Annotated in this window: 8 protein-coding genes and 1 other annotated feature; of the genes, 3 read left to right on the top strand and 5 right to left on the bottom strand. The window is 35.0% G+C overall.

Annotated elements, in window-relative coordinates:
- Positions 1–39: 39 nt before the first annotated feature.
- Both ezrA and refZ read right to left on the bottom strand, forming a co-directional pair.
- On the bottom strand, positions 40–1,734 hold the full coding sequence (gene ezrA / locus I5776_RS06780) for a septation ring formation regulator EzrA (protein ID WP_202779653.1): 1,695 nt from the start codon (positions 1,732–1,734) through the stop codon (positions 40–42).
- A gap of 177 nt (positions 1,735–1,911) precedes the next feature.
- Positions 1,912–2,550, bottom strand: coding sequence for a forespore capture DNA-binding protein RefZ (refZ, locus tag I5776_RS06775; RefSeq protein WP_202779652.1), 639 nt, complete (start codon positions 2,548–2,550; stop codon positions 1,912–1,914).
- A 187-nt stretch (positions 2,551–2,737) separates the two neighbouring features.
- On the opposite strand from refZ, the gene I5776_RS06770 reads away from it, so the two are divergent.
- Positions 2,738–3,217, top strand: coding sequence for a GAF domain-containing protein (locus I5776_RS06770; RefSeq protein WP_202779650.1), 480 nt, complete (start codon positions 2,738–2,740; stop codon positions 3,215–3,217).
- A gap of 23 nt (positions 3,218–3,240) precedes the next feature.
- Here the strand turns inward: I5776_RS06770 and I5776_RS06765 are convergent, their stop codons facing one another.
- The gene (locus I5776_RS06765; protein WP_202779649.1) at positions 3,241–5,109 is read right to left on the bottom strand and encodes a sensor domain-containing diguanylate cyclase; all 1,869 of its coding nucleotides are present in this window, start codon (positions 5,107–5,109) and stop codon (positions 3,241–3,243) included.
- A gap of 425 nt (positions 5,110–5,534) precedes the next feature.
- Between I5776_RS06765 and rpsD the strand changes: the two genes are divergently transcribed.
- Positions 5,535–6,137 carry a 30S ribosomal protein S4 gene (gene rpsD / locus I5776_RS06760; protein ID WP_202779647.1) on the top strand — a complete coding sequence of 201 codons (603 nt, stop codon included), beginning with the start codon at positions 5,535–5,537 and terminating at the stop codon, positions 6,135–6,137.
- Between the two features lie 88 nt (positions 6,138–6,225).
- Here rpsD and tyrS read toward each other — a convergent pair whose 3' ends face one another.
- Positions 6,226–7,485, bottom strand: coding sequence for a tyrosine--tRNA ligase (gene tyrS / locus I5776_RS06755; RefSeq protein WP_202779645.1), 1,260 nt, complete (start codon positions 7,483–7,485; stop codon positions 6,226–6,228).
- A 49-nt stretch (positions 7,486–7,534) separates the two neighbouring features.
- Positions 7,535–7,748 (bottom strand) — a binding site (T-box leader).
- Between the two features lie 140 nt (positions 7,749–7,888).
- Between tyrS and I5776_RS06750 the strand changes: the two genes are divergently transcribed.
- Positions 7,889–10,717 (top strand): transglycosylase domain-containing protein, encoded by a 2,829-nt coding sequence (locus I5776_RS06750; RefSeq protein WP_202779644.1) that lies wholly within the window; start codon positions 7,889–7,891, stop codon positions 10,715–10,717.
- A 90-nt stretch (positions 10,718–10,807) separates the two neighbouring features.
- On the opposite strand, the gene acsA is transcribed toward I5776_RS06750, so the two are convergent.
- Positions 10,808–12,526 carry an acetate--CoA ligase gene (acsA, locus tag I5776_RS06745; RefSeq protein WP_202779643.1) on the bottom strand — a complete coding sequence of 573 codons (1,719 nt, stop codon included), beginning with the start codon at positions 12,524–12,526 and terminating at the stop codon, positions 10,808–10,810.
- Between the last annotated feature and the right edge of the window lie 28 nt (positions 12,527–12,554).

The following is a 12,554-nucleotide window of genomic DNA, read 5'->3' as shown; positions in this document are numbered from 1 at the left end:
TACTGAAAAACAAAAACGAATGCGAAAAGCGCATTCGTTCTATATTACCTCTTGATTAATCATTTCTTCAATATTTTTCAATGCTCCCGGCTCAACTTCTTCTACAGCAGTTGCAGCTTCCTCTAATGCTAAATGGTAGTCGTAGCTTCTAAAATATTCTTCAGCTTGCCTCAATCCTTCAGCTAATTTCGGGTTACGTGCACGATAACGATTTCCATACTGAATGACTTTTTCGACTAACACCACAGTTTCTACAAGTTCTATCGTTTTTTCATATAATCCATCAACCGCATTTATCGCTTCCTGTAAGTAGTTCTGAATTGCTTTAATATTTAAAGGCTTCTCATTTAAGCTTTTAAAAACATCTTGAATGTTTTCATGAACTTGTTCCATAAATAGTTCAAAATCATTTGGTAGACCGGGAATATTGCTTTTTGAAATGATTTTTAATGCATCACTCGTTTTCTTTTTTAATTCAGTTAATTTTTCTCGTGCATCTAGTTCATCTTTTCGTAAATTTTGTAGATGTAGTGTAAATTCTTTCTGATCTTCTTTTACTTTCTCAATTGCGTCACGAATTTCGGTTAATTCGTCACTTAAAATGGTATATGCAGAACCATCATCAATTATTTTTACTTCAAGTGTATTAAATCTTTTAATTAATTTTCCAAGTTGTTTATCAAGACTATTAGGGATTTCAAGCTCCCCTTCTAATAGTTGATAACTTTGTTTAACAAAATTCGTTTCCTCTTTCATTTTTTCATTAGTTTCCTTAACCAAAGTTAATTCATCTTTTGTATTCTCATGATGCTTAAGTATAAAGTGTTTCGCGTTCACTTCTTTTTCCAAAAGTTCATAAAGAATATCTATCTTTTCCTTTAGTTCAGCTATTCCGGTATCTACTTCATTAACATCTGTTTTTTCCAATAATTCCTCATATGTTTGCAAGGATTTCCTTAAGCTTTCTATTTCCTTATCTATTTGGAGATGATCCAAAATAAATCCTTGTTCCTTCATTTCTTTATACCCTTCGTCTATTTCATTCAATTGTGAAGGGAGTATTGATGTTACTTCGGTAATTAATTCTGGGATTTTTGCAACTTTCTCAATTAATATTTGCACTTCATCCTTTACAACAATGATTACTTCCCTTCCTTTGAGGTAATCTCCGTTCCCTGTCAGTTCGGTAAAATGATGAAATTTTGCAGAAATAGCATCCAGTTTCATTTCTAAATTTTGAATGGACTTACCATATACATGCCGCTCAATTAATAGCGTCTTTTTTATCATTTTATACTTGTTACTCAATTCTTCCATTTCAACGCGGCTTTCTTCTTCACTGCCAATTAAATCTCTTAATTCCGCCAAAATCGATTCGATCTTACCTTCCACGTTCGTTAAAATGGTTTCGATTTTCAAATTCGATTCTTTTGCTTTTTTAAAACGGAACTTATCTGTAAATTCTTCGGAGTCAAAAAGAAAATCCTCAATATCTGGAAGTTCAACAGCAACAATATCATCCCAGGATTTTCTCCATCTTTCAAATAATTCTTCCGTTTCACCTGTCATGTTTAGCTGCTTTACTTTTCCCAACTCGTCAACGACTGGGCGATTCATTATATCGATTTTCCAAGCTTCTAATTTATCAATCTCTTTATAATATTTCTTTCTCGTAATAAATCCAAATACTAAGAATATGAGTACAATTACGATTGCACCGATGACTAAAACCATCGTAAGCCCCCTGTTCCGTCCAAAACTGATCTATATTTTTAATTAATCGATTTGATTTTACTTATTTTAGTATGTAGTATTTATGATACCATGTAACGACAATTTTTGACTATTAAATTCAACATTTTTCTTGGTATTTATAGAAAAAAAACAACTCCGAGGAAATATTCAGAGCTGCTAAATTGGAATATTAATTTTTCTTGAATGATTTATGATGGATGTTTCGATCCATTCATCAATTTGTTCATAATATTTTTCTACGAAATAACTTTCTTGTGGGAATAAGTTCCACACCTCTCTTATATATTGACTATTCAAAAATGGCATCGTCATAAGGCTTCTTAACTGTATAATTAAATAACCTATATTTGAATCGAAATGAGATTGAGCGGGTATGATTGCTTCGATTAACTTTTTGTATAAAAACCTTTCCTTCATTAAATATGATGAAGTTATTTCACGGACAATCTGTGAATCAATTGATACTTCCCTCCAAACAAAGCGTGCCAGATGATGGTTCTTGCTTTGAAAAGCTAAAATTTTATACACTGCTCGTTTCATACAATAGTCAGGACGGTCATATCGTAATAAATTTACTTCTTCTTCTAAAAATTCAAGATACACTTCGAAAAATTGAATTAAACATTTTTCAAGCAAGCCTTGTTTACCTTCAAAATAATACGATATATTGGCCGGATTTACTTTTGCCTTTTTCGCAATATCTCGAATAGATGTTCCATCAAAACCTTTTATATTGAATAAAAGAATCGCCGCGTCTACTATTGTATCCTTAGTCGAACTTTTTCTATTTACCATAAATACACCCCATATCAATCTTTTTTTCTTGAATAATAAAAATATTTATGCTACAAGTAATTCAGGTAGTGATCTATTCATTTATATTATTTCTTGTTCATAGCAAGCTTTCCCTTTAAGGAAATATCGACATTATCAACAAGATTTAGCGTTTAAGAAAATAAATTGTAGAAATAAGGTGAATTATATGTTTCATTCGACAAAATATGATGGAACACGATCAGATCAGTATGCATTAGTAAAAAAGCAGCTAAAGGCATTAATCGAAGACGAACCCAATCAAATCGCTAATTTAAGTAATGCTTCTGCACTACTGAACCAATTTCTAGAGCGTATTAATTGGGTTGGCTTTTATTTAATGGAAGGGAACGAACTAATACTAGGTCCTTTTCAAGGATTGCCAGCATGTGTTCGAATTCCAATTGGTAGAGGTGTTTGCGGGACAGCTGTTCAAGAAAGAAAAACATTAAGAGTGTCTGATGTAAATCAATTTCCCGGACATATTGCATGTGACTCTGCATCACAATCAGAAATCGTCATTCCTATCATTAAAAACGATTCAGTCATTGGCGTTTTAGATATTGATAGTCCGGAAACAAATCGATTTGATGAGACAGACGAAATACACTTGAAAGAATTTGTTGAAATTTTGGAGACATATTTATAAGAATAAAGAGCCCTAAAGGGGCTCTAAATAATTATCCTATTCTCCTCTTTAATGACTACTCGATTTTTCCCACGTTCTTTTGCATGATAAAGGCCGATATCTGCACGGTTAAAGAGGCTTTCTACTCGATCTTCTCTTTTCTTATTCCAGTAGGAAACACCGCAAGAAACGGTAATTTTGGGATTGGTGTTTTTATAAACTGCTTCCACTAAACGGTGGGCAACTTGAGATCCCGTTTTCAATGAAGCTCCTGGAAGATAGATGGCCAGTTCTTCTCCTCCCCAACGTGCACCTATGTCTGAAGTACGAATATTTTGTTGAATAATGTTAGCCACTTGAACGAGAATTTCATCCCCCGTTTGATGTCCAAAAGTATCATTTACCTTTTTGAAATTATCAATATCGAGTAAAATGAAGGTACCTTCCTCATCTTTTTCCATCGATTGTTTAATTTCATCATTAAGAAAACCTTTAGCAAATAGCTGTGTTAAATGATCAGTGATGACCATCCGTTCTAACTCTTCTCTTAACATTGAATTTGTAATTGCCAATGTAGAATGATGAATTAATGATTGAAATAATTTAAACATATCAAACGTGAAAAAATAGGGGATACTGTGCGAAACAATGCAGAAACCTTTTAAACTATCACTCTCAATCATTGGAACGGCCATTAATGATGAAAAAGGGATTGTTTCATCTGCCAACTGATTCTGGATATTACTATATAAAATGGCCTCATTCTTCACTCGAATATTATCCGCAATAAATTCTACACACTTCTTCCCTTCCTCTGAATGAAAAATCCTGTTGCTCCCGTCGAGAATAGTAAACTCGCTATCCTTAATTAGAACAAATCCAATATCTTCTGTTTTAAATGATTTTTTTATTTGTGATTTTAAAAATTGAATGGTTTCGTCCAAGCTAGTTGATGAGTTTAATCGATGGGAGGTATCATTGATTAGTTGTAAATCCCCAATTAATGTTTGCGATTGTTCATATAATTTGGCATTTTCAAATGCACTGCCACCAGTATTTGCAAGTAATCGTATGAATTCAACCTCACTATTTTGAAAAACAAACGAGGCGTAAGTAACAACCTCCAACACACCATATACCCCTTGTTTTCCGCAGAGTGGGGCGTATAATATCGTATGATTTTCAGAACATCTTTTTTCAATTCTTATTTCACCACTTACATATGAATCCATGACAGTGCCATCAATATGATCGAATTGAAGTTCTTTTATGGGTAACGTTTTATCGTGTTTTAAATCATTCGAAAGTATTAAATTATATGTAAAGTTGGGAAAAACTATTTTTAACGCTTTAATGATTTCATTCAAGACAACATCTACGTCCATTGAGGAATGGAATTTTTCCGTAACGCGAAAAAGCTCTTTATATCTACCCTCTTCATTAATAATATCCGACTGCTTCTCAATGATTTGTATGACTTTTCCACTTTCATCTATAAAAGAGTTTGCATTCGGAGAAATTAATTCACTTATTTTATCTTCATTAGCTCGAAGAAATAAATAACCCTTTTCCACCCCGTTATACTTTAAATGAAAGGCAGCATTAAATAGGCTTAAATTTGGGAGCGTTTTTAATATATCACGACCAACATAATTACCTTCGATAAAAATTGCATGTAACATTTTGGCAGAGATGCATTTTGGGAAGTCGAATGGTTGATTAGAAAATGAATATTCAAAACAATTCCGATTATTATTCTCTTGTTGCGGTTTATAATAAACAGCATGTGTTACGTCTAAACAATCAACGACAATGGATATCCAATTAGCAATACGTTTTTCTAGTTTATCTTCCATAATATCAAATAATCGAGATTTATAATATAAGATAAAGTTCTGAGCACATATTTCCATAGTATAATCACCTGTCATTATAAGAACCTAATATTCATAGATTTTTTCTCATATCAATTAATAACAAAAGCTGGTTTCGTAAAATAAAAATAGTTCTATAAGCATAGTACTATTATACTATATGATTCGTTTTTTGCATAGAAAAATCTACCATTACTGAAATTCAACGTTTACCTGAACATAAAATATCAGCTTGACTTTATTCATAAGAGAACATATAATGTACTTTGTGTAAAATAATTGCAGCCTTTGTGAACAGCTTTATGATCGTATGTTGTTCCCATTTCTAGATTCCTAAAAATGTGGTGTATCGAGTAACCCTCTGCTGCTGGGGCGATGGTACATGAAAACATCATACACTTAATGATTATTCACACCTGGTTTTTATTTTACTCAAAATAAAAACAATAAAGGAGGAGTCTTAAATGGCTCGTTATACTGGTCCAAGTTGGAAATTATCTCGTCGTCTTGGCATTTCATTAAGCGGAACTGGTAAGGAATTAGAAAAACGTCCTTATGCACCTGGACAACATGGTCCTAACCAACGCAAAAAACTTTCTGAATATGGTCTTCAATTACAAGAGAAGCAAAAGCTTCGCCATATGTATGGAGTGAACGAACGCCAATTCCATAACACTTTCTTAAAAGCTGGAAAAATGCAAGGTAAACACGGTGAAAACTTCATGATTCTTCTTGAATCTCGTTTAGATAACCTTGTATATCGTCTTGGTTTAGCTCGTACTCGTCGTCAAGCACGTCAACTTGTAAACCACGGACATATTCTTGTAAATGGAAAACGTGTTGATATTCCATCTTACCGCGTAGCACCTGGTCAAACAATTGGTGTACGTGAAAAATCTACTAGCTTATCTATCATCAAAGAAGCTATCGAAGTAAATAACTTCGTACCTGAATACCTTACTTTTGATGCAGATAAACTTGAAGGTACTTTCACTCGTTTACCAGAACGTTCTGAATTACCAGCTGAAATTAACGAATCATTCATCGTTGAGTTCTACTCTCGTTAATTTTTCTAAAACCACTTGTATTTATACAAGTGGTTTTTCTTTTGAAATAAAAATAAAAGACGAACCATTTTTGGTTCGTCTTTATTTTTTAATAGCGAATTAAGAAATACTTCTTCTTCCCTCTTCTTATGACCGTAAATTGATCTTCTATCCGATCATTCTTTGACAAAATATATTCGACATTTGAATTTCTTTCTCCATTAATATAAACGGCACCATTTTGAATATCTTCCCGGGCTTGGCGTTTTGATGGCGCGATTTTGGCTTCGATTAATAAATCAACAAGTGCGATTTCTTCATTGCCTTTATAATCAAAAGATGGAACATCTTTAAATCCTTGCTTAATTTCATCCGCAGTTAAATTCTTTACCTCGCCACTGAAAAGGGCTTGTGTAATCTTCATTGCTTGCTCTAAAGCATCTTCTCCATGAATTAAGCGAGTCATTTCTTCAGCTAATGCTTTTTGCGCTTTACGTAAATGTGGTTCCTCTTGCACAGCTTTTTCTAATCCTTCAATCTCTTCTCGTGATAAAAACGTAAAGAACTTGAGATATTTAATAACATCAGCGTCCGCAGTATTAATCCAAAATTGATAGAATTCATATGGGGATGTTTTTTCTGGATCAAGCCAGATGGACCCGCCTTCTGTTTTTCCGAATTTTGTTCCATCTGCCTTTGTCACTAATGGGATTGTCAATCCGAACGCTTTATCTGTTTCTGGGCTCATTTTTCGAATAAGTTCTAGGCCTGTTGTGATATTTCCCCATTGATCACTTCCACCAATTTGCATTCTGCAGTTGTGATTTTGGTAGAGATGGAAAAAGTCAATTGCCTGTAAAATGGTGTAGGTAAATTCAGTAAACGATATTCCCGTATCGAGACGTGAAGCAATTGTATCCTTTGCCAACATATAATTTACACCAATGTGCTTCCCATAGTCTCTTAAAAACGTTACAAGATCCATCGTACCATTCCAATCATAGTTATTCACCATGATTGCGCCATTTTCCCCTTCGAAGTCAAAAATATGTTCTAACTGTTTTTTAAGTCCTCGAACATTTTGGTCAACAGTTTCTATAGTTTGAAGCTTTCTTTCCTCTTTCTTACCACTTGGATCTCCAATTAGTCCAGTAGCACCACCGACAAGCACGATTGGGCAATGTCCTTTTTGTTGAAATCTTCTTAATGTAAGAAACGGAAGCAAATGACCGATATGCATACTATCAGCTGTCGGGTCAACCCCACAGTATAACGAAATTTTGTCCTTATCTAGGACCTCTTTAATTCCTTCTTCATCTGTTTGTTGATAAATAATCCCTCTCCACTGTAAATCTTCTAACAAACTCATTTCATATCACTCCATTTCAATAAAATAAAAAAGCCCCTTCGTTTAAAAACGAAGGGACGATCATTATCGTGGTACCACCCAACTTGAGAAACAAATATGTTCTCCACTCAAAAATATAACGGTATCTCCCGTTTACTGCTACTACATTTCACAGTAAATGCTCCAGGATGTAATTCATCATAACCATTTGTATCGACTCTCAGCAACCGTCGACTCTCTAAGACATGGATAGTTAGACTACTTTATCCTTTCAACGCTTATTCATATGAATTTGTTCTTATAAAAGTTAATCTATTTTAAACATACCTACCTTATAAAGTCAATTGCTTTTAGAAAAATTACGATTTTAACATTTCCATAATCAATTTATGCTATAATGTAGGTGATTTTGAGGGGGAATTAGATGGGTGAAAAAATGACTAGATTATTAGAAAGTTTAAAGAAATCATTTGCGATTTTTCGAAACAGAAAAGTACAAAAAAACTCTAGAATTACAATCGGGGTTATTTGGAATCTTTTATTAATATTATTCATTGTACTTGTCGTAGGTGGTTTTTTTGCTGGCGGTGTTGCCGCAGGTTATTTTGCAGCATTAGTTAAAGATGAACCTGTTCGTCCTTATAATGAAATGAAAAAGGACATATATAATTATGAAGAGACATCGCAACTTTATTTCGCTAAAAATGTTTATTTAGGAAAAGTAAAATCGGATTTAGAGCGTGAAGAAGTGAAAATCAAAGATGTTTCGAAGTTTTTAAAAGATGCTTTAATAGCTACCGAAGATAAATACTTTTACGAGCATAACGGTGTTGTTCCAAAAGCGTTATTCCGTGCTGTTTTTCAAGAAGTAACGAATTCCTCTACACAAACTGGAGGAAGCACGCTGACACAACAAATTATCAAAAATCAAATATTAACAAATGAAGTGTCCTTTGATCGAAAAGCTAAGGAAGTATTGTTAGCTCTCCGTTTAGAAAAGTTTTTTAAAAAGGATGAAATACTAGAAGCTTATTTAAATGTATCTACGTTTGGCAGAAATTCATCTGGCCAAAATATTGCTGGTGTTGAGTCGGCGGCTGAAGGGATATTTGGAGTCTCTGCAAAAAAGCTAAACCTTGCACAATCAGCTTTTATAGCCGGATTACCGCAAAGCCCGTTTATGTACACCCCATTTACAAATGGAGGAAAGCTTAAAAGCAAAGAAGGATTAGAGCCAGGTATCAACCGGATGAAACTGGTTTTAAATCGTATGCTTGATAATGGCTATATCTCGGAAAAGCAATATACCGATGCAACAAACTATAATATTGTTAAAGATTTTATCAAACCACAAAAAAGTCCACGGGAAAAATACCCATGGTTAACTTATGAGATCGAAGACCGTGCTCGAAATATCGTAGCCATTATATTGGCGCAAAAAGATGGATATAAAGAAAAAGAGTTAAATAAAAGTAAAAAATTATATGAAAAATACACTACCCTTGCCGATCGTAATATTCGACAAAATGGCTATAATATTCATACTACAATCAATAAAAAAATATATGATAAAATGCAAAAAGCAAAAAATGAATTTACTAGTTATGGACCAAATAAAACAGTGACAAAAATTGACCCAAAAACTGGTGAAGAAAAATCAGTAACAGAACCCGTTCAAATCGGCGGGATATTAATTGAAAATAAAACAGGAAAAATATTAAGCTTTGTCGGCGGCAGAAATTTCAAAAAAGAGCAGTTAAACCATGCTACCCAAGCAAGAAGACCAAATGGTTCAACAATGAAGCCGCTTCTAGTTTACGCCCCTGCGATGGAAATGGGTGTGACTGCCCCTGGCACTGTAATTGCTGATTCAGATACTGGTATTAGGTCTGGTGGTAGAGCATGGCCGACCAATTATTCAGGAAGATATTATGGGTTAGTTACAACTAGGGAAGCGTTAGCGAAATCACATAACGTCACCGCTGTCAAAGTGTATCAAAGAACGATTAATCAAAGACCAGCGAAATATCTTAAGAAAATGGGCTTTTCAGATTTAGTTCCCGGCGATTATGAGAACCTAGCAACTGCATTAGGTGGTCTTACCAATGGGGTCACTGTTGAAGAAAACGTTAATGCATATACAACCTTTGCTAATGACGGGAAATTTGTCGACGCTTATTTAATCGACAAAATTACAGACAAAGACGGAAAAGTAATATACAAGCATAAAGCAAAACCTGTGAATGTATTTAGCAGCCAAACTACTTATCTTATGCTTGATATGATGCGTGATGTTTTCAGGTATGGTACCGCAGCAAGTGTTCCTAGTATGCTTAAGTTTTCTGCTGATTGGGCGGGAAAAACAGGAACAAGTAATGATTATAAGGATTCATGGATCGTAGCATCGAATCCAAACGTCACATTCGGAACTTGGATTGGTTATGATACACCAAGCAGCTTAGAGGCTATTGGATATGAGGATTACAATATTAGAAACTATCGAATTTGGAGTAAATTAATCAATACTGCCTATGATGCAAATCCAAAACTAATCGATCCGGATGAAAGATTCAAAATGCCAAGTGGGATTGTTCAACGATCATTTTGTGCAATATCAGGAATGCTTCCGTCAGAAGGATGTGCCAATGCCGGACTAGTAAAAACTGATTTATTTAATAGTAAATATGTTCCTACAGAAACGGATAATAGTTTAATTCAAGGAAAATATGTTATCATTCATGGCAAAAAATATTTAGCACTTGATTCTACACCAGCAGAATTTGCACAATCAGGATTAATATTAAACCCTGACTTTGTCAAAAAGTTATCTAAAAGCGGCAATATTGATCCGGGACAATTGATACCGCCAAATGATCCACTTTGGAAAAAAATTCTTGCACCTGAAGATAAAATAAGTGATGACGGTAAAGCACCAGCATCTATAAAGCTTAATGCCTCAGGTGGCAAGCTCGTATGGCAAGCATCGAAAAGCCCTGATGTAGTTGGTTATCGAATCTATAGTGGCGGAAATAAAATAGGCTCAATTCCCGCTGATAACCATTTGTCCTTCTCTGCAGGAAACGGAACATATTATGTTGTCGCAGTAGACATTGCAGGTAAACAATCCGGTCCATCAAACGAAGTCACAATCGGCGCCAACACATCAAAGGATCAGAAGAAAAATCAAAATGAAAATTCAAAAGGAAACGACAAAAATCATACTAAAGACAAGAAAAACAAAAAGAAGTCATGATCAACCGCAAAATTTTAATATGATGAGCAAGACAAGAGAAAAGCCCGCATTTCACGATGCGGGCCTTTCTCTTGTCTATTATTTTAGTTATTAATCTTCCATCGTTGATAAATCGCCTACTGGTAAGTCAAGTTCCCATGCTTTTAAAACTCTGCGCATAATTTTTCCGCTTCTAGTTTTCGGAAGTTTATCACGGAATTCAATTTCTCTAGGTGCAGCATGTGCTGCTAATCCTTTTTTCACAAACTGACGAATATCTTCCTTCAACTCATCCGTCTCCTCGAACCCATCCAATAATGCTACAAATGCCTTAATAATTTCACCACGGACAGGATCTGGTTTACCAATAACTCCTGCCTCAGCAATTGCCGGGTGCTCTAATAATTTACTTTCCACTTCAAATGGGCCGACACGTTCTCCGGAAGTCATTATTACGTCATCCACGCGACCTTGGAACCAGAAATAACCATCCTCATCCATGTACGCAGAGTCACCTGACACATACCATCCACCAGGCAAGAAATAGGAATCATATTTTGCTTGATTATTCCAAATGGTATACATCATTGACGGCCAACCTTTTTTAATCGCTAAATTTCCCATACGATTTGGAGGTAATACATTCCCTTGGTCATCTACGATAGCCGCTTCTACACCCGGAATTGGTTTACCCATTGAACCAGGTTTGATTTCCATACATGGATAGTTGCAAATTAAATGTGCGCCCGTTTCCGTCATCCACCATGTATCATGAATGCGTTTATTAAATACTTTCATTCCCCAGCGAATAACTTCAGGATTAAGCGGCTCTCCTACACTCAATACATGACGCAATGTAGTTAAGTTGAATTTCTTAATAATCTCATCGCCAGCTCCCATTAGCATGCGGAATGCGGTTGGTGCACTATACCAAACAGTTACACCAAAATCCTCAATTGTTTTATACCAATCTTCTGGTTTGAAACGGCCACCAACAACAACATTCGATGTTCCTGTTAACCAAGGGCCAAACATACCATATGAAGTACCAGTAACCCATCCAGGATCAGCCGTACACCAATATACGTCTTCCTCCTGTAAGTCTAGAACCCATTTAGAAGTTTGATATTGTTGAATCATTGCATTATGGACATGTAATACCCCTTTTGGTTTGCCTGTCGATCCAGAGGTATAATGAAGAATTAGTCCATCGGTACGATCCACCCATTCGATCTCTAGGTCCTTGGAAGCTGTTTTTAAATGTTTTTGAAAATCTTTATATTTTTCATCTTCCTCGATATTCGCACCTACAAGGAAAATTGTTTTTAAAGCAGGAAGCTGATCCACTGGAACACGTCCAACAAGTTCAGGTGTTGTTACTAATACTTTTGCTTCGCTATCTTCTAATCTATCTTTTACCGCACCTTCCATAAATGCTTCAAATAATGGCCCGACGATTGCTCCTACTTTAACAGCTCCTAAAGCTGCGATATAAAGCTCTGGAGATCGCGGCATAAAAATAAATACTCTGTCGCCTTTTTCAACATTTCCAGTTGCTTTGAATACATTACCTGCTTTATCTGATAGCTCTTTTAACTCTTTAAATGTATATTTTTCATTTCTTGTTTCGTTTCTAAAGTAGAGGGCTATTTTGTTTTTACGAAAGGTATTTGCATGTCGATCAATTGCTTCATAAGCCATATTTACTTTTCCGGTTTCCGACCAAGAAAAAGCCTTTTCTGCTTCCTTCCAATCGAAGCCATTATATGTATCCTCATAGCTTTGTAGATTATAGTTCCCATTCACAGATGGCAGCGTTCTCATTTCCATTACAAATCCCCCTTATTAAAAAAATTCA

Origin of the sequence: Heyndrickxia vini (assembly GCF_016772275.1) — a bacterium.
Taxonomy (GTDB): domain Bacteria; phylum Bacillota; class Bacilli; order Bacillales; family Bacillaceae_C; genus Heyndrickxia; species Heyndrickxia vini.
This window is presented reverse-complemented; position numbering and strand designations above follow the sequence as displayed.